This is a genomic window from Wolbachia endosymbiont (group A) of Udea olivalis, from assembly GCF_964028365.1.
In the GTDB taxonomy this organism is placed as follows: Bacteria; Pseudomonadota; Alphaproteobacteria; order Rickettsiales; family Anaplasmataceae; genus Wolbachia; species Wolbachia pipientis.
This window is the reverse complement of the sequence record NZ_OZ034773.1, coordinates 855,472-878,890: the sequence shown is the minus strand read 5'-3', so window position 1 is coordinate 878,890 and position 23,419 is coordinate 855,472. Positions and strand designations below refer to the sequence as shown.

At 35.4% G+C, this 23,419-nt stretch carries 23 protein-coding genes and 3 pseudogenes; 17 read left to right on the top strand and 9 right to left on the bottom strand.

Translation table 11 applies throughout. From position 1 onward, the window contains the following. Positions 1–564: 564 nt before the first annotated feature. Positions 565–993, bottom strand: a complete 429-nt coding sequence (gene hemJ / locus ABWU32_RS04070) for a protoporphyrinogen oxidase HemJ (protein WP_010082641.1) — start codon at positions 991–993, stop codon at positions 565–567. Between the two features lie 55 nt (positions 994–1,048). On the opposite strand from hemJ, the gene pdhA reads away from it, so the two are divergent. Beyond that, positions 1,049–2,029: a pyruvate dehydrogenase (acetyl-transferring) E1 component subunit alpha gene (gene pdhA, locus ABWU32_RS04065; protein WP_006279887.1), complete on the top strand. Its 981-nt coding sequence runs from the start codon at positions 1,049–1,051 to the stop codon at positions 2,027–2,029. 408 nt (positions 2,030–2,437) lie between these two features. Next, positions 2,438–3,361, top strand: a complete 924-nt coding sequence (locus ABWU32_RS04060; RefSeq protein WP_006279888.1) for an RluA family pseudouridine synthase — start codon at positions 2,438–2,440, stop codon at positions 3,359–3,361. A 7-nt stretch (positions 3,362–3,368) separates the two neighbouring features. On the opposite strand, the gene ABWU32_RS04055 is transcribed toward ABWU32_RS04060, so the two are convergent. Together ABWU32_RS04055 and aspS are read right to left on the bottom strand one after the other, a co-directional pair. Continuing rightward, positions 3,369–4,631, bottom strand: a complete 1,263-nt coding sequence (locus ABWU32_RS04055) for an MFS transporter (RefSeq protein WP_353278375.1) — start codon at positions 4,629–4,631, stop codon at positions 3,369–3,371. Positions 4,632–4,692: 61 nt separating this feature from the next. Beyond that, positions 4,693–6,495, bottom strand: a complete 1,803-nt coding sequence (aspS, locus tag ABWU32_RS04050) for an aspartate--tRNA ligase (protein WP_353278373.1) — start codon at positions 6,493–6,495, stop codon at positions 4,693–4,695. 196 nt (positions 6,496–6,691) lie between these two features. On the opposite strand from aspS, the gene ABWU32_RS04045 reads away from it, so the two are divergent. From ABWU32_RS04045 to ABWU32_RS04035, 3 genes are all read left to right on the top strand, one after another. Continuing rightward, positions 6,692–7,123: a hypothetical protein gene (locus ABWU32_RS04045; protein WP_006279891.1), complete on the top strand. Its 432-nt coding sequence runs from the start codon at positions 6,692–6,694 to the stop codon at positions 7,121–7,123. 3 nt (positions 7,124–7,126) lie between these two features. Continuing rightward, a complete protein-coding gene (gene ccmA, locus ABWU32_RS04040; protein WP_015589045.1) occupies positions 7,127–7,750 on the top strand; it encodes a heme ABC exporter ATP-binding protein CcmA in 624 nt (207 codons plus the stop codon). 1,044 nt (positions 7,751–8,794) lie between these two features. Continuing rightward, positions 8,795–10,090 (top strand): Na+/H+ antiporter NhaC family protein, encoded by a 1,296-nt coding sequence (locus ABWU32_RS04035; RefSeq protein ID WP_006280467.1) that lies wholly within the window; start codon positions 8,795–8,797, stop codon positions 10,088–10,090. Here ABWU32_RS04035 and ABWU32_RS04030 read toward each other — a convergent pair. Further along, positions 10,019–10,654, bottom strand: a complete 636-nt coding sequence (locus ABWU32_RS04030) for a hypothetical protein (RefSeq protein WP_041573515.1) — start codon at positions 10,652–10,654, stop codon at positions 10,019–10,021. The two genes, ABWU32_RS04035 and ABWU32_RS04030, sit on opposite strands and share 72 nt — an antisense overlap. Before the next feature lie 85 nt (positions 10,655–10,739). Between ABWU32_RS04030 and ABWU32_RS04025 the strand changes: the two genes are divergently transcribed. The 4 genes from ABWU32_RS04025 to ABWU32_RS04010 all read left to right on the top strand — a co-directional run bounded on the left by ABWU32_RS04025 (position 10,740) and on the right by ABWU32_RS04010 (position 13,205). After that, entirely contained in the window at positions 10,740–11,024 is a 285-nt protein-coding gene (locus tag ABWU32_RS04025; RefSeq protein ID WP_038198869.1) for a transposase, read from the top strand. A 21-nt stretch (positions 11,025–11,045) separates the two neighbouring features. Beyond that, complete coding sequence (locus ABWU32_RS04020) at positions 11,046–11,387, top strand: IS3 family transposase (protein ID WP_095866567.1); 342 nt, start codon at positions 11,046–11,048, stop codon at positions 11,385–11,387. A 230-nt stretch (positions 11,388–11,617) separates the two neighbouring features. Continuing rightward, positions 11,618–11,770, top strand: a complete 153-nt coding sequence (locus tag ABWU32_RS04015) for an IS3 family transposase (protein WP_141457203.1) — start codon at positions 11,618–11,620, stop codon at positions 11,768–11,770. Between the two features lie 106 nt (positions 11,771–11,876). After that, positions 11,877–13,205 carry an IS4-like element ISWosp9 family transposase gene (locus ABWU32_RS04010; protein ID WP_041573564.1) on the top strand — a complete coding sequence of 443 codons (1,329 nt, stop codon included), beginning with the start codon at positions 11,877–11,879 and terminating at the stop codon, positions 13,203–13,205. On the opposite strand, the gene ABWU32_RS04005 is transcribed toward ABWU32_RS04010, so the two are convergent. Next, positions 13,174–14,214 carry a hypothetical protein gene (locus tag ABWU32_RS04005; RefSeq protein WP_353278371.1) on the bottom strand — a complete coding sequence of 347 codons (1,041 nt, stop codon included), beginning with the start codon at positions 14,212–14,214 and terminating at the stop codon, positions 13,174–13,176. The two genes, ABWU32_RS04010 and ABWU32_RS04005, sit on opposite strands and share 32 nt — an antisense overlap. Positions 14,215–14,433: 219 nt before the next feature. On the opposite strand from ABWU32_RS04005, the gene secA reads away from it, so the two are divergent. Further along, positions 14,434–17,094, top strand: a complete 2,661-nt coding sequence (gene secA / locus ABWU32_RS04000) for a preprotein translocase subunit SecA (protein ID WP_353278369.1) — start codon at positions 14,434–14,436, stop codon at positions 17,092–17,094. A gap of 3 nt (positions 17,095–17,097) precedes the next feature. Here secA and ABWU32_RS03995 read toward each other — a convergent pair whose 3' ends face one another. From ABWU32_RS03995 to ABWU32_RS03980, 4 genes are all read right to left on the bottom strand, one after another. Then, positions 17,098–18,027 (bottom strand): ankyrin repeat domain-containing protein, encoded by a 930-nt coding sequence (locus ABWU32_RS03995; RefSeq protein ID WP_174516903.1) that lies wholly within the window; start codon positions 18,025–18,027, stop codon positions 17,098–17,100. A 336-nt stretch (positions 18,028–18,363) separates the two neighbouring features. Beyond that, entirely contained in the window at positions 18,364–19,005 is a 642-nt protein-coding gene (gene fsa, locus ABWU32_RS03990; RefSeq protein ID WP_015589064.1) for a fructose-6-phosphate aldolase, read from the bottom strand. A 39-nt stretch (positions 19,006–19,044) separates the two neighbouring features. Continuing rightward, on the bottom strand, positions 19,045–19,386 hold the full coding sequence (locus tag ABWU32_RS03985; RefSeq protein ID WP_041573517.1) for a hypothetical protein: 342 nt from the start codon (positions 19,384–19,386) through the stop codon (positions 19,045–19,047). After that, a complete protein-coding gene (locus ABWU32_RS03980) occupies positions 19,367–19,552 on the bottom strand; it encodes a hypothetical protein (RefSeq protein WP_006280029.1) in 186 nt (61 codons plus the stop codon). The genes ABWU32_RS03985 and ABWU32_RS03980 overlap by 20 nt, the downstream gene beginning before the upstream one ends. Before the next feature lie 198 nt (positions 19,553–19,750). Between ABWU32_RS03980 and ABWU32_RS03975 the strand changes: the two genes are divergently transcribed. The 7 genes and pseudogenes from ABWU32_RS03975 to ABWU32_RS03945 form a co-directional block, all read left to right on the top strand. Next, positions 19,751–20,035 carry a transposase gene (locus ABWU32_RS03975; protein ID WP_038198869.1) on the top strand — a complete coding sequence of 95 codons (285 nt, stop codon included), beginning with the start codon at positions 19,751–19,753 and terminating at the stop codon, positions 20,033–20,035. A gap of 1 nt (position 20,036) precedes the next feature. Further along, positions 20,037–20,390, top strand: a complete 354-nt coding sequence (locus tag ABWU32_RS03970; RefSeq protein ID WP_095866555.1) for an IS3 family transposase — start codon at positions 20,037–20,039, stop codon at positions 20,388–20,390. 238 nt (positions 20,391–20,628) lie between these two features. After that, entirely contained in the window at positions 20,629–20,793 is a 165-nt protein-coding gene (locus ABWU32_RS03965; protein ID WP_081600772.1) for an IS3 family transposase, read from the top strand. Positions 20,794–20,892: 99 nt separating this feature from the next. Further along, a pseudogene (locus tag ABWU32_RS03960) lies at positions 20,893–21,006 on the top strand (BRCT domain-containing protein); the annotation flags it as partial. Between the two features lie 263 nt (positions 21,007–21,269). Next, a complete protein-coding gene (locus tag ABWU32_RS03955; protein ID WP_015589065.1) occupies positions 21,270–22,154 on the top strand; it encodes an Rpn family recombination-promoting nuclease/putative transposase in 885 nt (294 codons plus the stop codon). A gap of 20 nt (positions 22,155–22,174) precedes the next feature. Further along, a pseudogene (locus ABWU32_RS03950) lies at positions 22,175–22,734 on the top strand (hypothetical protein). A 106-nt stretch (positions 22,735–22,840) separates the two neighbouring features. After that, positions 22,841–23,401: pseudogene (locus tag ABWU32_RS03945) on the top strand (IS4-like element ISWosp9 family transposase); the annotation flags it as partial. Positions 23,402–23,419: the final 18 nt, after the last annotated feature.

Genomic DNA, 23,419 nt, shown 5'->3' with positions numbered 1-23,419 from the left:
GGTATGTCTTTTTCAAAATTTCTTCACCCTACACGTAAATGTCTAACAGACCAGCGCGTGACGCTAGTGAACTTGCTAGCACAATAGATTTTGACAAAATTATACGAAAAACTGGATCTCAGTGTCAAGCACTTGGATGACAAGTTCTCGGCAACCCCTACGTCATACCATCACGGTATCTCTAGATCCCGCTAACAAGTAGCGGGATGACGGTTGTCAGGGTGTCATGAAAGTAGCTAACACTGGCTTCCATCCAAGAGGGCAGTGCCCTCTTCTTGTCATCCCAGTGCTTGACACTGGGATCCAGGAAAAAGAATGGTGTCATCCGAGTAGCTTGACACTGGCATCCAGGAAACTTAATTGCAAGTAATGCATTGAGTTTGGTGAGTATGGGTTTTGCGTTATAGAATGAAGCACTTTTGGTGAATTTGTAAAGAAAGCTGGATCCCAGTGTCAAGCACTGGAATGACAAGAAAGGGAGCACTGGAATTTTTATTTCAGTATTGTACATTAGCCATGCATCTGAACAGATACGAGCTTTCTGCTTTTTTTGGGTAAGGTCAGTCAAAAAGGTTTTACAACAACCATAATAACTATAACTATTATCAATACTGTAACTGCTTCATTTAAAACGCGAAAATAAATATGTGACTTCTTATTCGAACCCATTGCAAAATTTTTCCTATATTTTGCAAGTAGCATATGAATAATTAACATCAAAAGTATTGCAAATGCTTTTACATGAAACCATCCTTCACGATATGCTTCCCTAATAACCATTAGTGTAATTCCAAGACCAAGTGAGAAAAGCATTGCAGGGTTTATGATATATCTAAGTAGCCTCTTTTCCATTGTTTGAAGCAAGCTATCATTTTCCGATCCCGGTTTTACAGTTGCATGGTAGACATAAAGCCTGGGTAAATAAAGCATACCTGCCATCCACATGATAACAGAGATAACGTGAAAAGCCTCAAGCCAGTGGTAATAGTTCATTAGCAAAAATTTAAAATTCCTGGTATTGTGTTAGTTTAATGAAAAAGAAATCGATATGAAAGCAGAAAATTTCACTAAAGAACAGATAATTGGATTCTACAGGAAAATGCTACTCATACGCAGATTTGAGGAAAAAGCAGGACAATTATATGGGATGGGATTAATAGGCGGGTTCTGTCACCTATCAATAGGACAAGAAGCAGTTGCAGTTGGAACTCAAGCTGCATCAAAATTAGGTGACGCTTTTATCACAAGTTATAGAGACCATGGCTTAATGCTCGCATGTGATTCTGATCCAAATGTTGTAATGGCAGAGCTTACCGGCAAAGAAACAGGATGCTCGAAAGGTAAAGGTGGTTCGATGCACGTATTTGACGTTGAAAAAAAATTCTTCGGCGGGCATGGAATAGTGGGAGCACAAGTTCCAATTGGCACAGGAATAGCATTTGCTAATAAATATAAGAAAAAAGATAATGTGGTATTTACATATTTTGGCGACGGTGCTGCAAATCAAGGACAAGTATATGAATCGTTTAATATGGCATCTTTGTGGGAGTTGCCTGTGGTTTACATCATAGAAAATAATGAATACGCAATGGGAACCTCCGTGCAAAGGTCAACTTTAGTAACAGAGTTATATAAAAGAGGAGAAAGTTTTGGTATTCCTGGAAAACAAGTTGATGGAATGGATTTTTTCTCTGTTTATGAGGCTACAAGCGAAGCAGCGGAACACACACGCAGCGGAAAAGGGCCTATCCTGCTTGAAATGAAGACATATCGATATCGCGGTCACTCAATGTCAGATCCTGCTACTTATCGCTTAAAAGAAGAAGTTGAAGATATGAAGCAAAATCATGACCCTATAAGCACTTTAAAGAAATACATGACAGATAATAAAATGGCTTCAGAAGAAGAGTGCAAAGTAATTGATAAGGAAATACGTGATTTAGTAAAAAAGTCGGAAGATTTTGCCAAAAATAGTAAAGAACCAAGCGTTGATGAGCTGTATACTGATGTTTATAAATTTGTTAGCTAATTTTTTTATCCAGAACTGTACAAACATTGTATAGTAAACGATGTCATCCAAATAGCTCCTTCTCCCGTCATCCAAGTGCCCTCCTTTTTTTGTCATCCCAGTGCTCTGACTACTTGGATCCAGCTGAGTTGGTGAGTATAAAAGTATAGCTAACGCAAGCTCTACGTCATGCCGCCGCGAACCGTCATACCGCGATTCATTCGCGGTATCTCTAGATCCCGCTAACAAGCAGCGGGATGACGGTTGTCAGGCTAGCTGTCATCTCAGTAGTCTCCTTCTCCTGTCATCCGAGTAGCTGACACTGGTTCCTTTATGACGGCAGTAACCCCTTCGGTGTCATTCCAGTGCTTGACACTGGAATGACACCAATAATTGACATTTCACTAGATATTCATTATAAATAATGGAATGCTACAAAGTATAAAAACCATATTAATAGAAGACGATAACGTTAGGCTGGATAGGTACATCAGAAGAATCTTTCCTGATCTAAAGCAATCTGTAATTGAAAAATCTTTAAGGAAAGGATTAATCAAAGTTGATGATTGCAAAGCAAAGTCCAGTGATAGAGTAAATTCTGGGCAAACTATAACGCTGAAGCACTTGAATTATATTGAAAACGCTAATTCTGATCGCAAATATAATGAAAAGTTAGTGAATCTACTAAGAGAGAACATATTATATGAAGACGAATATATACTAGCTATAAACAAACCCGCAGGGGTCATCGTTCAAGGTGGCGTAAAAGTAAAGATTAGCATGAGTGATTTGCTTGACCAAATAAGAGAGGGAGAAACATTTAAAATTGTCCATAGGCTAGATAGAGATACGAGTGGAGTGATAATATTCGCACGCAACGCTAATGTTGCCAGATACCTTATGGAAGAATTTAAAGGACGAAGAGTAAAAAAAACTTATTTAGCATTAACTTCTGGCATACCGAGCAAGGATAGTGGAACAATAGACTATCCATTGGTGAAAAAATATGTTTCAGGTCAAGAAAAAGTGGTCGTTGATGAAAATTCACCTCAGAATGCCACTACGCATTTTTCAATTATAGCAAAATCCAAACACAATGTTGCTTATTTAAAATTACAACCAATTACCGGCAGAACCCATCAGTTACGTGCACATTTAGCTCATATAAATTGCCCTATTCTTGGTGACGGTAAATATGGTGGTAAAAAAGCTTTTATTGATGGGATAGCAAATAAAATTCACCTTCATTCGCATTCTTTATCTTTAAAACTGCCAAACAATAAAGAAATCACTATCACCGCTCCTATCACTAAACACATCGAAAAATCCATTGAAGCGCTATTTTTCGACTGAAACGATTTCACCAATCAACTTTTCTGTCTTTGGCTTTAATTTGAAGCACAGATATTAGGCTAATTAATGTGCAGGCAGTAAGATAAATGCCTGCTGCAAGTTTTGTTTCGGTTTTTTCTATAAGCCACATGCATATGTATGGAGAAAGGCCACCAAAAATTCCTGCAGATATATTATTTGCTAAGCTTACGCCAGTGCATCTTACTTTTGTTGGAAACAGTTCACAAATAACAGAACCATATATTCCAAAAGATGCACCTACTGGTATAGTAATCAATAAGTAAGTTATTATTACGACATAGTGGTTAACGGAAGATAATAATGGTAATACACATGTACCAATCAGAGATAGCATAATCAGTACAGGAATCATTACGCGTTTTCTTCCAACTTTATCAGATAAAATTGCAAAAAGTACCGCAGATGCTGCAAATACAACCTGTATTACTATCCTCATTAAATCTTTAACACTAATAGATAAAATAACTAGCTCTTTTATTGATATATTATAAAACATTATTGCTGCGTAGACAATTGCATTCTGAGCAATTCCCAGATTGATTGAAATAATAAGCGGTCTTTTATAGTTTCTTACTAGTTCTAACAATGGTGAATGTGCTAAATTATTAGCGTACTTATTAGTTTTATATCCTAAGCTTTCTTTTAATATGTACCTAGTTAAAAAACCTATTGTCCCCAAAAAAAAGCAAAAATAAAAAAGCAACTTCCATCCCCATATTTCATAGTTCTCACCTGTAACTCTTTTGCAGATAAATATCATTGTTATGCATAAGAGCGTTCCAAGGGCTCCGCTAAAGGGCTTCATACTTCCTAAGAAACCTAGATTTTTTTTATCTTTTGAATGCTCTATCGTAAATGCTGTATTAATGCTTGTTTCACCTCCTGCAGTTATTCCTTGCACTATTCTACAAAACACAAGCAATACAGGTGAAAGCAACCCTATTTCTTTATACCCAGGTATAATTCCCATAATTGTGGATGATATTGAAATTAATATTACTGAAGTAAGTAAAGTCTTTCTTCTGCCATACTTATCTCCCATATAACCAAAAATTACTGCACCAATTGGTCTAAACGCAAAACCAATTGCAAAAACACCAAGGAATTTGAGTGTACTCAAATAATGATCTTCTGATGGGAAAAAAACGTTGATGATTGTATCTGTTAATACTCCAAAAAGAGTGAGTTCATACCACACAATCATGTTACAGATCATGCCCGATAGTATTGCTTTTCGGATATTATTCATGGTCTTTCAATTTAACATAACCTAATATATCATTAACCGGTGCTCCTTGCTATAAAATTTTTCATTCAATAACCTTCAAGGATAATTCACGTAAATGCTTATCCTCCAACTTGGAAGGAGCACCCATTAGAACATCTTCACCTTGCTGGTTCATAGGAAAACAGATTACTTCACGAATATTTGGCTCATCAGCAAGCAGCATAACTATTCTATCAACTCCTGGTGCTATTCCACCATGAGGAGGAACACCAAATCTGAATGCACGTACAAGTGCACCGAATCTTGTATCAACTTCTCCCCGGCTATAACCTGCAATGGCAAAAGCTTTATACATGATATCCAGTTTGTTATTACGAATCGCCCCACTTGACAGTTCTATTCCATTGCAAACAAGATCATATTGGTAAGCAAGGATATCCAGTGGATTTTTGTCCTCTAAATCTTTCAGACCACCGTGTGGCATGGAGAATGGGTTATGAAAGAAATCTATTTTTTTACTTTTATCGTCATATACAAAATATGGAAAATCAATGATCCAACAAAACTTGAAGATATTATCATCTATAAGACTGAGTTCTGACCCTAAAAGAGTGCGTACTTTTCCTGCAATGTTTGCCGCCTCATTCTCTTTGTCAGAAGCAAAAAATACACTATCTCCTGGCTCTATGTTTGTTGCTTCTCTTATGTGGTTTAGCCTATTTTCATCAAGAAATTTAGCAATTGGGCCTTTCGCAGTTCCATCTTTATCAAACGTTATATATCCAAGACCCTTAGCACCGAATTCTTTTTGCGCATGTTCTATCTTTTTATCAAAGAAGCTGCGTGGTTCCTCTGCTGTTTTAGGTGCAGGGATGGCTCTCACTACCATACCACGCTCAATATTGCTTTTGAAAATATTGAACCCTGAATCACGAAAAATTTCTGTAACATCGCTGATTAATAGTGGATTACGCAAATCTGGCTTGTCAGAACCATACTTAAGCATTGCCTCTTTGTATGTAATGCGTGGAAAATCTTTATCGACAGACTTGCGAGAAAATTTGGCGAACACTTTATATAAAGCAGATTCAATAACGTCAAATATGTCCTCTTGAGTCACAAAAGACATTTCAAGATCTAGCTGATAAAACTCTCCCGGAGAACGGTCAGCCCTTGCGTCTTCATCACGAAAACATGGTGCAATTTGGAAATATTTATCAAACCCTGAAACCATGAGCAACTGTTTGAAAATCTGCGGAGCTTGTGGCAATGCATAGAACTTGCCAGGATTTAGCCTGCTTGGCACTAGGTAGTCGCGTGCTCCTTCAGGAGAGGAAGCAGTGAGTATTGGAGTTTGAATCTCTAAAAATCCTCGCTCTATCATGAGCTTGCGGAGCTCTGCAATAATTTGTGAGCGCAAAATAATATTGTTGCGGACTTTTTCACGTCTTAAGTCAAGAAATCGATATTTAAATCTCATGTTTTCTGGGTATTCTTGCTCGCCGGTAATGCTTGCCAATATACTTCTTTCTTCTTTTGCTATTTCTTCATCAAAGTGGAACTCAACTTCCGACTCAACGCGCAAATTGTTGACTATCACCTCGATTTCTCCGGTAGAAATAGAGCTGTTTACCGTATCTTCAGTTCTAGCTTCAACTATTCCTGTAACAGTAATTACACTCTCCAATTTTAAATTTGATATCTCATCAAAAAAGTCTTTGTCATTATTAAATACTAGCTGAGTGATTCCGTAGAAGTCCCTTAAATCAACAAAAATTAGGTTACCATGGTCGCGCTTACGATATAACCATCCAGAAAGGGTAACTTCCTTTTCTACGTCGTTCTTCCTCAGTTCATTGCACGTATGAGTTTTATAGCAGTTCATATTTGTTTTACTTCTAAATTCTTTAAGAAGTATAGAAATAAACCTTATTACATACAAGCCCGTTCGTCAGATATTTGCGCAATTTTCGAAATAGAGCAGTACTGCTTTTATATTGTCTTTACCCGCAAAAAAATTGCACAATTTCTATAATTATGGTATAATAGCAAGGGTATTTTTAATGAATTAGATACAGGAAATGCCACTTACACAGATCATATTATATAGCGTAACATTACTTGCTGTAGCTGCAGTATTTCTCTTTTTGAGAAAAATATACAAAAATCGCATTAGAAAAATCATATTTCCTAGAAAAGTTTTTAAAGAAGAGTGGGAAGAAGACAGAAAATTCAATGAATTATATCAAAAAAATAAGCAAAAAGAGTTGCTGAAACAACAAGAAACGCTACGCGAGAAACAAAAAGATGTGCAAGTTTATAAAGAAGATCCAGAAATAGTTGACATAGCAAAACCGGTAGGTAAATGGACAAAGATGGTTATGATGGGTAATGGTTTAATGCAGCGTTTTGCACAATTGATACATAGAGAAGGCGGACAGAAAGGATTTTGGGAGCTGTTTGTAAAAGCTCAGGCTTCAACTCAAGGTAAACATAAGGGAAAGGGCAGATAATCCATGCTTGAATGTGAAAATTTATCCTGCACTCGTAATAATAAGGTACTATTTAAGAATCTCAGTTTTAAAGCTGAGCTAAAATCAAAGATTCTAATCACTGGTCCAAATGGTAGTGGTAAAACCAGCTTAATTAGAAGTTTATCTGGACTTTTACCGCCGGTATCAGGCAATATAAGGCACTGCGGAAAAGATATATATGATGATCCAAAATCCTATATATCTTCTATGGTCTATATAGGCCATAAGAATGCCTGTAAAGATAGCTTAACTGTTGCTCAAAACGTAGAATTCTGGGCAGGAATACGAAATACTAGAGAATTGATTGTGGCAGCTATTTGTTGCTTGCAGTTGCAACCTGTACTTAATATTAGATATGGCGAACTTTCTGCAGGCTGGAAAAGGAGAGTTGCGCTTGCTCGCCTCTTGATTTCTAATGCAAACGTTTGGCTGATAGATGAACCATTTTGTAATCTTGATAGTGCAACGTGTGAATTAGTGCTGAACTTAATCTCAATACGCTCTGAGCAAAATGGTATAGTAATTATTACAGGGCATAGCTCTACAGAGCAATTGTGTGATTTTACAACGATTGATATACGCGATTTCAATAGACTTCTTGCATAGTTTTTGGCAGCACGTTAACAACCATTAGAAACGAAAAAACTTCCTTGACAAACTCCGCCAGCCTCCTTATCATGAAACTGAAGCTATTTATTTATCTTCTCTGTACAGATTAAATGACAAAAAAACTCACGTATCTGGCGTCTCATGTTTAATTTTTTGCACTATGTGCACTCTATGTCTTTATCAAATTTCTAGGTTTTTACCTATACAAGCTGAAATACGCTTATAAAGCATTTAAAACATCAAAAAACGCCAACTTAAAAAATGGATAGTGAATAATTAGCTACCCTAGGGTTTCTTTTGCCTTTTTTTCTGTTTAGTAAATTTCTTAAACATTTATGACTAAAGGTTAGTTGCATTAAAAAGCAGCTAAATCGCGGTTATTAAGCGTTTAGAATAAAAAAACGCCATACTTGAAAGTATAATGTAAGTAATTAGCCAACCACGGGGCTTCTTTTGCCTTTTTTTTTATTTGGTAAATTCCTTAATGTTTATGGCTAAACGACAACCGTCATCCCGCTGCTTGTTAGCGGCTAAGGGATACCGCGAAGGGATACTGCGAATGAATCGCGGTATGACGGTTAATTATTCTGCGGCGGTATGACGTAGAGCTCGCGTTAGCTATACTTTTATACTCACCAACTCAGTATCCAATCTGGATCCAAGTAGTCAGCTACTTGGATGACACCCTGTTGAGGCTGCGCTTACACATTCCACTTTCTATGCTCACCAAACAAATTTGCTTATTCGCAGCAAAATTTTCTGGATCCAAGTATTCAGCTACTCGGATGATATCTTTGTGTTTGAAGCAAAACCAGCTATAACATTTCTTCGCAAACAAATGTTCGTACAGTTGTGCGCGTGATGCTGGAATCTAGACAACAATTAGATCCTATTGTCAAGCAATAAGCTACATGTGCTATTTATTTAGTAGATTAAATATGAAGTTTAAAACTCTGCTATTGACTTCCTGTAGAACTAGTGAAAACCAAACTTGCTTAAAACCACTTAATTAGTTATAGTTATAAGTTTAGGTACAGCAAAATGACAGCTTTTGTCCCCTTGATTATTTTTTTAATCTTGTATCTTGGAAGTGGTGCTTATTTTTCTTTTATCGGAACTGATAATCCACTTCATCAGGTTTCACCAGTAATCTGCTTATTACCAGCACTATTTTTTGCTGTCTCACGTGGTACAAATAAAATTCAGCATAACATCGATACTGTTATCAAGGGCATGGGTGACAAAAACACCCTTACTATGTGTTTAATTTTTTTATTTTCTGGAGCATTTTCTGCGGTGACTCAATCAATCGGTAGCGCAGACACTGTTGCTAATTTAATTCTTAATTTCCTTCCAGCAAGATTACTGCTGCCTGGAGTATTTTTGGCTTCTGCTTTTATTTCAACTGCAATTGGCACATCTATGGGAGTTGTTGCGCTGATGGTACCTATAGCTGTTAATCTGGCAAAAAGTGGAGCTTTTGGTCTCGAAATAGGAACTGCAACTGTAGTAGGTGGTGCCGTGTTTGGCGATAACCTTTCGATGATATCTGATACCACCATTGCATCTGTTTCTTCACAGGAAGCTTCAGCAAAAGATAAACTTAAAATGAACTCTAAAGTTGCACTTATTGCCAGCATTATAACACTCATCTACCTAGCAGTTGCCTCAAATAGTACAAAAATTATTTCTATATCAAATTTAGATTATTATTCTATAATAAAAATTATTCCTTACATTTCTTTAATAATCATGGGGCTGCTTGAAGTCGCCACTTTAGTAACAATAACTATAAACATAATTATTGCTGGTGTGCTAGGAATAACTTTTTTTGACTATGCTATCATTCAATTTCCTCATGACGTGTATGACGGTTTCAAAAAAGTAAACGAAATAGTGATATTTGCTCTATTTATCGGTGGATTGAGCCATATAATGTACAAGCAAGGTCAAAAAGCGTTGCATAAACTCATCGATGAAAGCAATATCACAAAAACTAAAGCTGAATTTGTGATAGCAGGAATTGCGTCTATGTTTACTACCTTAGTTGCCAATAATACCATTGCTATTTTACTAAGTGGTGGCATTGCAAAAAGGCTTGCACAAAAACACAGTATTGCGCCACATCGCAGCGCATACTTATTAGATGTTTTTGCTTGTGCTACAAAAGGTATCTTACCTTATGGTTCCCAACTATTGCTAGCAGGTAGCATCGCCTCTGTATCACCTATTTCTTTATTAACACAGGTATATTATTGCTTTATTCTAGCGGCAGTTACAATAGGCGAAATAATCATCAACAGCAGAAAAGAGAAACATTGTGCGGCTGCAACTTAGAGTTTCTCTTTTTTTACCCATAAGGAACGGAATTACTTGACACCCTTCGCCAACCCCCTTATTATGATGTGTAGTACAATGATACAAATTAAGAATTCCCCCATCCTGTGCTGGTTCTTCGATCTGAAATCCTACTTCTACCTGATCACAACCAATGTTAATTTGTCCTATTAATGCTTTAATAATGCCGCGCTTAGTTTGCCAATCTAGCTGTTCCAGGTTCGATTTTACACTAGAATAAAAATTCTTTATGCTATTTATAATAAGACTTATTCCTTTTTCTACTGCCTTCTGATCAACTACCTTTTTTTTCTCTTCTTCTATCCCTTGTAAGCGTTCTTTCATTTTTCTCATTGTCTGTTTAAATTCTTCCTCGCTTATATATCCTTTCTCTCCTGCATTTTCTTGACTATAATAATCTTCCATTAATTTTTCGATACCTTCTTTTATTTGATTTTCTCTTCTTGCAAACTTTTTCTCTGATGATTCATCATTTTTATTTTCTAATACTCTACGTTGGTATTCCTTTTTTATCATCTCTGGGTTTTTTAGTACATCTTTCACCTTTTCCCATACTGACCTTACCCAGAAAAAGTGGAGAGAAAGAAAAGAGTTTTTTTGGGTAAAATAAAATTTTGGAGGATTAGAAATGGCAAGAGAATATACGGCAGAATTCAAATTGGAAGCTGTTAAGCTGGCAAATGAACAAAGAAAGGTAGGTCAACCAGTTGCAAAAGTAGCAAGAGATCTAGGAATAAGGGATAGTGTATTAGGAAAATGGATGAAGAAATATAACGAAAAAAAGTCAGCGGCAAATGCATTTCCAGATGTAGCACCTTATGACAAAGAGAGATTTGATTTACAGAAAGAGTTAGCAAAAGTAACAAGAGAAAGAGACATTTTAAAAAAAGCCCTGGCCAGTCAAAAAGAGTAAAATATTTTTTCATAAAAGAGCATAGTAAACACTATAAAGTGCAGGAATTATGTAGGGTTTTCTGCTAGTGGCTACTATAAGTGGACTACAAGGAAAATAAGCAGTAGAGAATCAGCAAATAAAGAGTTATTAGCAGATATTCAAAAAATATATCAAGCTTCTAAATGTAGATATGGAGCTCCTAAAATTCATGCTGAATTAAAGGCTTTGGGTAAAAGTTGCAACTTAAAAACAGTGCAAAGTATTATGCAGAAAAATGGTATTCAGGCTATATTGAGAAGAAAATTTAAAATTAAGAAACAACAAACGGACAGTAGCTCCCAATATATTAGACCAAAACTTTATTGTCGATCAACCAAATAAAGTATGGGATTACTTATATAAAAACCAAAGAAGGATGACTATATTTGGCAGCAATAATTCTCACGCATGGTAGTTAATGAGCAGTTCAATAAATAAACAATTGGTTATGGACTCTTTATTAATGGACGTTAACAAGCGTAAACCTGCCAAAAATCTACTATTACATAGTGATCAAGGTTCACAATATACTTCGCAAGGTTATCAATATCTCTTATCCATAAAAAACATAGATGAGTCATAAAGGTTGTTGTTACAACAATTCTGTTGTGGAAAGCTTCTTCAGTTCTCTAAAAAGGGAGTTACCAATAGACACCTCTCGGCACTCTAAACAGCATATCAAAACTGCTATATTTGAATATATAGAAATTTTTTGGGAGTGTTAAATAAACCATACGCGTCAAGTTAAGGAAAAGTGTAAGTAAAGTTGATAGAGTGAAGGAAAATAATAAGGTATAAATTCTCTTGGATATATGAATGAGAGAACTTACAATGGACAGAATAGCTTGCTTATCAAAAGACCTCAATGAATTCTTTAATGAAAAAGCAGACGAAATATCAATTGCAGTAGGTTTTATAAAAAGAAAGAGAAAACTTAATGGCTCATCATTCATAAAAGCTATGGTTTTTGGTAACATAGGAGTTGATGATTGCAGCATAGAAACAATGTGCCAATTGCTAAATGAAGACTCGATAGAAATTACAAAACAGGGTTTAGATTTTAGGTTTAGTGAAGAAGCAGTTGAGTTCATGAAAAAAATGTATAACGAAGCTTTGTGTTTATTTAAAAAAAGTCTACAGATTGATTGCAAAATTTTACAGCAATTTGGAAGCGTTAAATTATTGGATAGCAGCTACATTAGCCTGCCCAGTAGCATGGAAGATATGTACAAAGGATATGGCAGTAGCTATAGAGATTGTGAGAATAATACCAAATCAGGAATAAAGCTACAGTTAGTCTTTGATTACCTGAATCAAGCGCTAGATAAGTTAAATTTTATGGAAGGAATAAGGTCGGATCAAGGTTATAGGGATTATCTGAACGGTTTATCAGCCAATGATTTGCTAATATTTGACTTGGGCTACTTTGTGCCTAGTTCTTTTAAACAGATTGATGAAGCAGGTGCATATTTTGTTAGTCGTTATAAGTCTGATACCAATATATATGATATAGAAACAAATCAAAAAATAGAGCTATTGGAGTATTTGGAAGGTCAATTATCTTCAGAAAAAGAAGTATTATTAGGAAAGGAAGTAAAAATTAAGGTAAGAATTATATGTCAAAAGCTAACTGAAGAACAGTCTATGGCTAGAAGAAGAAAGGCTAATAAATTAGCAAAGTCACATGGATATACATCTTCTCAAAAGAATCAAAAGTTATTAGATTGGTCAATATTTATAACTAATGTTCCAGAGAGTAAAATTAATGCTGAACAAATATTGACGGTTTATAGAGTAAGATGGCAAATCGAATTACTATTTAAACTATATAAAAGTCATATCAATCTTGATAAACTAAAAGGAAAGACAAATCCATTTAGAGTATTGTGCGAGCTATACGCAAAATTATGTGCTATTCTCGTATTTCACGGAATGATTGGCTGTGTAAAACTAAAAAAGAACACGGAGCTCAGTTTAACAAAGGCATTTATTGAATTGAAAAGGCGGGTTAGAGAGCTCTTTTTGATATTAAACAATATTGTCAATAATTTAAAAATTTTTCTAAAAAAGCTTACTATAATCTGGTCAAAGTTTTCTTTGAAAGACAGATATAGGAAGACCAGGGTATCTACTTTAAGCTCTCTACATTCCTTAACTTGACGCGTATGGTTAATATAACTGGCTCATTTTTTGTCTTTAGATGATTTACTATTTCTTCATTGAGATATTCTCGTTCAATGAAATTTCCACTAGCTATTTTAGGTGGAATGTTCCACCGTTCAAATAGATCTTCTCTAGGTTTGAGACTATAAAGATGTTCTATAACTTCCCTAAAATAATCGTCTTTTCTTGTTAGATAAGAAACTTTGCTACCCTGTTGTGCCCACCATTTCCCTACCTTATCATATACACGGACAAAAACTGTATCAATATCTTCTTCCCCTGATATTTTGTATATATTCCCTATTTCTTTCTTAATAATATCATCTAATTTTGAATGATTAGGTTGATCAACTACAAACCTTATTCTAAGTAAAAAATCTTCTATTTCATCGTCACTACCACAACTGAAGTATTTTTTCAGTTCAGTATGATTTTTTATTTTGTAGCACGTTCCTTTTTGACCTTCATAAATATTTAAAGTGTTATCATTTGTTAACTTTGACTCTTCCAGATACTTCTCTAATGTTTCTACGCTTCCTTGCTTCTCTGTACCTTTTTTTAGGTTCACATTGACATTAGTATGAATGACAAGCGTAATATCACTGTTCTTACACTCAGGGTTTTGCTTAATCTCAGGATGAGATTCAAAATATTTGTTTAACCCGAAATCTTCTTTCTGTTGCTTTCTATCATTTCCATCAATAAACAAATCTTCAAAAGTAATATTCTTCGAAGAGCGATGTGTATTGCAGTGCTTAGCTTGAACCAAGATAATTCTCGATTTGTTCTTCTGATCTTTATACTCAAAAAAAATATCATCAAAGGCTCCAAAACCTTCTATGTTTGATGCTAACCAAAAGTCAATTTTACTACTTAACCCATGAAGTAGATACAGCATTAATAATTTTACTTCATACTTGCGACCATGATCACCTGTTGATGTGCCATCTCTCTTCTTAAATGTACGATTACTAAGTACTTCAGACTGTTTGTTTTCTACATTCATACCCTACTAAACCTACGAATAACTTCTTTCTATAAAAAATTAAAGTCACCAAGTGCCTAAGATAATGCAACAGATTCTTTAACATTGTAATAACAGTGCCGAACAGGGTCAATTTTGTTTGCTGTCTTAAGCATAAAGACTCCCCAAATCTAATATGTAATTGCTGTAGGCTGCATTTAGTAATATAATCTCATATTAAATAAGACTTTACTTAAGTTTATGCTAGATTCTCCGCTAATTTTGACAGCCATTCTTATATTTTTCATTTTTACGTTGTCATTCTTTTTTATAAGAAAGATATTTGGGTCAACAAATAAGAAGATAATAAAATCCTTTAGGAAAATTGTTCAGCAAATAAATGCATTAGAAACAGAAATGCAGAGCTTATCTGATGAGGAGCTTGCTGGTAAAACTGAAGAATTCAATCGAGAATTGAAAAATGGGAAAACGTTAAATGATCTTCTCGTACCTGCATTTGCAGTTGTGCGTGAAGCCTCTCGAAGATTTCTTAACATGAGGCACTTTGATGTTCAACTGATTGGTGGAATGGTGCTCCACAATGGCATGATATCAGAAATGAAAACAGGAGAGGGAAAGACACTCGTTGCAACTTTAGCTGCATACCTTAATTCTTTAGAAGGGAAAGGCGTACACGTCGTAACTGTTAACGATTATCTTGCAAAACGAGACACAGAGTGGATGAGCAAATTATATAATTCTCTTGGGGTTTCTGTTGCGTTTATTACGAATAACTTGACAGACGAAGAGAGGAAAGAGGCTTACAGTGCAGATATCGTGTATTCCACAAATAACGAGCTTGCCTTTGATTACCTGCGAGACAATATGAAATTTTCTCAAGAAGACATGGTTCAGAGAGGCTTTCACTACGGAATAGTTGATGAAGTGGACTCAATACTCATTGATGAAGCTCGCACTCCGCTTATTATTTCTGGCCCGGTTGAGGAAAACAATCAGATATATAAGCATATCAATAAAATAGCAACCAAATTAGTTGACTCCGATTATGAAGTAGATGAAAAAGGTAGAACGGTATTCTTGACTGAAGATGGTATTTCACGAGTGGAGGAACTACTAAGGTCATACAATCTCATTCCTGAAAATTCCTCGCTCTATGATACTGACAGCATGATAATGACTCATTATATAGACCAAGCATTACGTGCACATAAGCTGTTTACTGCTGATAAAGATTATATAGTAAAGGATGGCAAGGTAGTGATTATTGATGAATTTACTGGGCGTATGATGGAGGGCAGGAGATATTCCGATGGTCTTCATCAGGCACTTGAAGCGAAGGAGAATCTTGAAATTCAGCATGAAAACCGAACTTTAGCATCGGTCACATTTCAGAATTACTTTCGTATGTACAATAAACTTTCCGGAATGACTGGAACAGCAGCAACAGAGGCAGAAGAGTTTAGTGATATATACAGATTAAATGTAGTAAAAATTCCAACCAATGTATCTGTAAAAAGAGTTGATATTGATGATGAAATTTATGGCACAGGAAAAGAAAAATTTAATGCTGTGTTAAAGTTCATAGAAGAATGCCATAAACGCCTTCAACCGGTCCTTGTCGGCACGGTAAGCATCGAAAACTCTGAGAAGCTTTCTGCGCTTTTGCAAAGCCATTCTCTTAAGCATTCCGTATTAAACGCTCGTTATCATGAACAAGAGGCGTACATAATAGCACAAGCTGGAGTGCCAGGCAGTGTCACCATAGCAACTAACATGGCAGGACGTGGAACTGATATTCAGCTTGGTGGAAATGCTGAAATGATTGCAAAGGTGGAGCTAAAGAAGATAAAAAATGCTGATGAAAGAGAAAAAAAATACCAAGAAATAGTTGAAAGAGTAAAAAAAGATAAGGAAATTGCTATAAAAGCTGGTGGTTTATGTGTGGTTGGAACCGAAAGACATGAAAGCAGGAGAATAGATGATCAATTACGCGGCCGTTCTGGTCGTCAGGGGGATCCTGGACTTTCTAAGTTCTTTTTATCGCTCGAAGATGACCTAATGAGAATATTTGGCTCTGATAGAATGAGAAGTTTTTTACAAAAAGTAGGGCTAAAGAATAACGAAGCTATTCATCATCCATGGATCAATAAGGCACTCGAAAAAGCACAAAAGAAAGTTGAAGCTAGAAACTATGACGTGCGGAAATCTCTACTTAAGTTTGATGACGTAATCAACAACCAACGTAAAGTTATTTTTAAGCAGAGAAACAATATCTTAGGCAACGAAATTAATGATTTACTTGAAGTATATAGCGAAGTAAATGAGAGCGTAATAGAAGGTATAGTCCAAAGTGGCTATTATGAGGATTATATTGAAGATATAGTCAAAGAATTCCATACAAGGTATGGAATAACGCTTGATAAAGAAGATTTAGCAAAGTTTTTAAACAAACAAGAAGTTTTGGATTATATAAATGATAAGATACAAGAATTTTTTACTGAGAAAGAAAAATATTTCAACAGTCAGCACACTACAGATTTGTGGAATACGATCGTGAAGCAAATGATGATAATGACACTTGATCATTTATGGAGGGAACACCTTTCAGTTCTAGAGAGCCTAAGACAAAGCATAAGCCTACGTGCCATGGGGCAGAAAGATCCACTGAATGAATTTAAACGCGAAGCTTTCTTGATGTTTGAGTCAATGCTTGAAAAATGGAAGGAACTCACCATTCACCGCCTAGCGCACTTTAAGTTGGCAGATAACCAAGAGATAGGCAATAGGTTACATTCTGCTAGAAATAGCAGACTTCCCAAAGTCTCAAGAAACGACAAGTGCCCTTGTAATTCTGGAAAGAAGTACAAACACTGCCACGGCGCGGTTACTGTGGTGAATTAATAATTATGGTTGTACAGTTTGTTTATTTCCATCAACATTACTGCAGCTAACCTCACTTAGCTTACTGTTTAATGAATGCTCTGATGACTTATATGCAACCCCATAGGAAATTCCACCAACGATCAGTGCAGATGCCACAGTAATTACAACTATTGCTAGTGCAGGTAATGCAGTAGCATAAATGAGTGCTAATGGAGCAACAATGGCAGCTAATATACCTACAGTAATTCCTGCTGTTATAGCTTTAGGTCTATGAATAAATGATGGATCTGCACCATAATTTAGCAGAAGTTTCGCTACTTTTGGATGTTGATAATTTAGTCTTGGATGTTCACCATGAGTGTAATAAACAGCATAATATAAAGGAGTTCTTCCGTCTTTATCTTGTGCATTAACGTCTGCTCCCTCTTCTAGCAAAACTTCTACTACTTGTGTGTATCCATTCTCAGCAGCATAATGTAAAGGACTTCTTCCATATCTGTCCACTACATTAACATCTGCCTCTTTTTTTATAAGATGTTTTACTACTTCTATATGACCACTATAAGCAGCATAATGCAAAGGAGTCCCTTTATCTTCATTTTGTGCATTAACGTCTGCTCCTTCTTCTAGCAAAACTTCTACTACTTGTGCATGCCCATGCTGAGCAGAATAATGTAAGGAGGTTTTTTCCCATTCATCTTGTACATTAACATTAGCTCCGTTTTTTGTTAAGTATCTTACTACTTTTTCATAGCCATTTTCAGCTGCTATAAGTAATAAATTGCACTTGAGCACTATAAACGTGTAATTTATATCAAATTCGTTTTTTTTCCACTCATCATATATAAGTTGATTTTCCTGCTGCAGCTTATCTTTAATTCTATCAATTAAATTTTCCTTACTCAGATCTGGACTACTGTTGACTTCTTGTAGTATTAACCTTAATGTCATTTCCTTCTCCAAGATATAAAATTTTATTATGGCATATGGAGTGGATTATGTCAATGAAAAACTAAGAAACTGGTTCTTCTTTTTTTCTATAGCTTTAGGTTTACCTACAATTTGAAAAACAACAAATTCGTCATTCCGCTACTCGTTAGCGCCTCGGCGGTATGATGTAGGGAAACCTTTCTTGGGTTAGCTATAAAGTTAAGATTCGACCAGGGCAGCCGCAATAAGGTAGCAAACGCCATCATGTCTTTAGGAGAGTTTGCTAATGAAGGCTCTTAAGTTGACGCCATTGCCTGAACGGATACGCCAATTTTTATGTTCATTTGTAACCGTTTATTATTTTACACCCCAGTCTTTTTCAAATATTGCTAGCCCTTGGTCAGTAAGTGGGTGATTAATTAATTGTCTAAGTACTTTTGCTGGCACAGTAATTGAATCAGCACCAAACCTTGCAGCTTCTATTACATGCGCTGGGCTTCTCACTGATGCAACAAGAACTTTAGTATCAAAACCGTAATTAGAATATATAGTACATATATCTTCTATTAGCGATAAGCCATCATAGCTTATATCATCAAGGCGACCAACAAAGGGGGAAATAAAACAAGCACCGACCTTAGCGGCAAGCAGTGCTTGTCCAGGAGAAAAACATAATGTGATGTTAACAGGTATTTTATGCTCTGTCCATAACTTTTTACAAGAAATTAATCCTTCATGTGTAAGAGGTAATTTGATCACAACATTATCAGCAATTTTTGCTAAATTCAGACCTTCTGTGATCATCTCTTCATGGCTATCTGCAACAACTTCAACACTAACAGGCCCTTTTATAATAGAGCATATTTCACGCACTAAATCCTCGTATTTATCTTTACGCCCGGACTTTGCTATTAAAGAAGGATTAGTTGTTATGCCGTCAATGAACTCCTTTAGTCCTTTAATTTCATTTAAATCAACGCTATCAAGAAAAATTTCCATGTTAATCTCCTATAAAAAAAATACCCTTGCAAAATCTTGTCATCCTACCGCTTGACTTACAACCGTATGAACTTCCTGCGTTGTAAACATCAAACAGCCGATAACACAACTGTACAAATATTGAGACATAAGAGTAATTTGTACCAAGAAAAAAGATGTCATCCCAGTGCCCAGACCCCTTAGACAATGTACCATCTTTTGATTTTGTCCATTCTGGGCGGGGTTTTCAAGTTCTTTGATCTTAAATACTACATCTACTTTATCAAGATCAATGTTGACTTCTTTTACTAATGTCCTAATAAGACTACGTTTGGCTTGCCAATCTAGGTCCGATTTAACACTAGAATAAAAGCCCTTTATGCTATTTGTAATAAGATTCATTTTCTGCCGTATTCCCTTTTACCTTTTTCTTCTCTCCTTTAATCTCTTTTAAACGTTCCTTCATTTTTTTTATTGCCTGCTTAAAGTCTTCCTTACTTATAGTTAGTGCATACTTTGTTGCCGTAAAAACTTCTGGTACCCAAACAATTGTAATAAGTATACACAATCTTTGTCAACTATTTTCGGCACTGGTATATAAATCCAATTCTCTTCATCTGTACTATAAATAGAGTGAGTTCGCCGGCTGTTGCTTTTTTTTGGTTTGACTTCTAGCATTACTGAGCCCGCCTTTGACCTTACCCAGAAAAAGTGGAGAGAAAGAAAGGAGTTTTTTCGGGTAAAATAAAATTTTGGAGGATTAGAAATGGCAAGAGAATATACGGCAGAATTCAAATTGGAAGCTGTTAAGCTGGCAAATGAACAAAGAAAGGTAGGTCAACCAGTTGCAAAAGTAGCAAGAGATCTAGGAATAAGGGATAGTGTATTAGGAAAATGGATGAAGAAATATAACGAAAAAAAGTCAGCGGCAAATGCATTTCCAGATGTAGCACCTTATGACAAAGAGAGATTTGATTTACAGAAAGAGTTAGCAAAAGTAACAAGAGAAAGAGACATTTTAAAAAAAGCCCTGGCCAGTCAAAAAGAGTAAAATATTTTTTTATATAGTAACTGCTATAAAGTACAGGAATTATGTAGGATTTTCTGCTAGTGGCTACTATAAGTGGACTACAAGGAAAATAAGCAGTAGAGAATCAGCAAATAAAGAGTTATTAGCAGATATTCAAAAAATATATCAAGCTTCTAAATGTAGATATGGAGCTCCTAAAATTCATGCTGAATTAAAGGCTTTGGGTAAAAGTTGCAACTTAAAAACAGTGCAAAGTATTATGCAGAAAAATGGTATTCAGGCTATATTGAGAAGAAAATTTAAAATTAAGAAACAACAAACGGACAGTAGCTCCCAATATATTAGACCAAAACTTTATTGTCGATCAACCAAATAAAGTATGGGATTACTTATATAAAAACCAAAGAAGGATGGCTATATTTGGCAACAATAATCGATCTATATTCACGCATGGTAGTTAATGAGCAGTTCAATAAATAAACAATTGGTTATGGACTCTTTATTAATGGACGTTAACAAGCGTAAACCTGCCAAAAATCTACTATTACATAGTGATCAAGGTTCACAATATACTTTGCAAGGTTATCAATATCTCTTATCCATAAAAAACATAGATGAGTCATAAAGGTTGTTGTTACGACAATTCTGTTGTGGAAAGCTTCTTCAGTTCTCTAAAAAGGGAGTTACCAATAGACACCTCTCGGCACTCTAAACAGCATATCAAAACTGCTATATTTGAATATATAGAAATTTTTTATAACAAACAACGTCACTATTAACTATTGCATTCCAGAACAATTTGATGCATCATTCTTTTTGTAAAAAACATTCTAAACTTTCTCTCCACTTTTTCTGGGTAAGGTCATTCAAGTGTATCGCCTAAAACGGACTTCTTGGTTGTCGGCGAAAAACCTGGGTCAAAGCTCGAAAAGGCTAAAAAGCTGGGTATTAAAATTTTAACCGAGGAGGAATTTAATATGAGAGAAAAATAAACGCTATTGAAGGGTATCTTTGATGGCCATTACAGTTGCTAAATTCATGACATCCATTTGCTGGCCTTTTAAGATACTTTACAGAATGGTTGATAAAAGAGTACAAAAGGAGTCTAGAGTATGAAATGCTATTCTCAGATCATTTATGGAAGACATTTTTTTCATCAACACATTCAAAACTTAAAAAATAAACTAAAAATAAAGAAGTTGAATATTTCTTCAGAATTGTGTATAATTATTAATGCTTTTTAGGTACTCTCGCTATGGCTCTTTCTAAGTTTCTCAATCCAAAATTAGACTTAACCTTCAAAAAGGTCTTTGGTACCGAAAAAAATAAGAACATTCTTATTCACTTCCTCAATGATATCTTAGGATTTACCGGGATAGATACTATACAAGAAGTTGAGTTTCTTAGCACCTACATGGATCCTGAAGTCGCCTCTGATAAACAAAGCATCGTTGAAGTCCTTTGCAAGGATTCTAGTGGGTTCAGATATGTAATCGAGATGCAACTCGCTCGTGATAGGGGCTTTGAGAAACGTGCTCAGCTATATGCTGCTAAAGCTTACTCAAGGCAAGCTGATAAAGGTGACCAGTATCATAACCTTAAGGAAATTATCTTCATTGCTATAGCAGATTGTGTACTGTTTCCTAATAAATCTGAGTACAAATCAAAGCATACTATTCGAGATGAAGACACTAATGAGCATGATCTAAAAGATTTCTATTTTATATTTATTGAGTTGCCTAAATTCGCAAAAAACAAAGTAGAGCAGCTAGAAAGTACAATAGAGCGCTGGTGCTTTTTTTTCAAGTACGCAGAAGATACTACAGATGAAGACCTAAAAGATATTGCAGAAAAATCGCCAATAATAAAGCTAGCATACGATGAGTTAGACAAGTTTCGCTGGAATGAGAAAGATCTGATAGCGTACGAAGAAAGGATAATGGATCTGCGGAAAGAAGAAGGCATCCTCGCTCAAAAACTTGATGATGCTAGAGACGAAGGCATCCAAATCGGACATGAAAAAGGCAGAAAAGCAGAGAAAATTGAGGTCGCAAAAAACCTACTTAAAGCAGGAGTTTCTATTGATATTATAGCCCAAACTACTGGTCTTACAGCTGACGAAATCAAAAACTTAAGCTAATTTTATCTTTGGATGTCTAGATGAACATCTTTGTACTAGATGAAAACCCAGCAATTGCGGCGCAAATGTTATGTATATAGTAAAAATGCCATTAGAAACTGCTCAATTATTGAGTAATGTTTTTTCAACAGCATCCAAATCCTTTTGTCAGTATCATAAATCAGAATATAGAAGTCCCATATAAACTGACTCACAACAATCATCCTTGTTCTTTGTGGGCTAGGCAATCAGAAGGGAACTTTTATTGGTTCGGAAGAGAATTATGTAAAGAGTACACTTGGCGATACAAAAGAACGCATAAATCCGAAGAAATAGTAGATTGGTGTGATAGTAATAAGGATTTGCTAATTTTTCAACTTTTATACAAGCACTGTCTGATCGCTATAAATGTGGTAGTTCCATAAAAGCCTATAGAAAGTACTATTTACAGGAAAAGATGAGATTTGCTAAGTGGGAAAAGAGCAGAAGATTGGACAACGGAAAATTTAATGCTACAGGCATACAGCTCATAGGTAGAGAATGCATCCAAATTGGATATAAAAAGGTAAAATTGAAGTTGCAAAAAATTCGGGAGTGTTAAATAAACCATACGCGTCAAGTTAAGGAAAAGTGTAAGTAAAGTTGATAGAGTGAAGGAAAATAATAAGGTATAAATTCTCTTGGATATATGAATGAGAGAACTTACAATGGACAGAATAGCTTGCTTATCAAAAGACCTCAATGAATTCTTTAATGAAAAAGCAGACGAAATATCAATTGCAGTAGGTTTTATAAAAAGAAAGAGAAAACTTAATGGCTCATCATTCATAAAAGCTATGGTTTTTGGTAACATAGGAGTTGATGATTGCAGCATAGAAACAATGTGCCAATTGCTAAATGAAGACTCGATAGAAATTACAAAACAGGGTTTAGATTTTAGGTTTAGTGAAGAAGCAGTTGAGTTCATGAAAAAAATGTATAACGAAGCTTTGTGTTTATTTAAAAAAAGTCTACAGATTGATTGCAAAATTTTACAGCAATTTGGAAGCGTTAAATTATTGGATAGCAGCTACATTAGCCTGCCCAGTAGCATGGAAGATATGTACAAAGGATATGGCAGTAGCTATAGAGATTGTGAGAATAATACCAAATCAGGAATAAAGCTACAGTTAGTCTTTGATTACCTGAATCAAGCGCTAGATAAGTTAAATTTTATGGAAGGAATAAGGTCGGATCAAGGTTATAGGGATTATCTGAACGGTTTATCAGCTGTAAAAGACAAGATT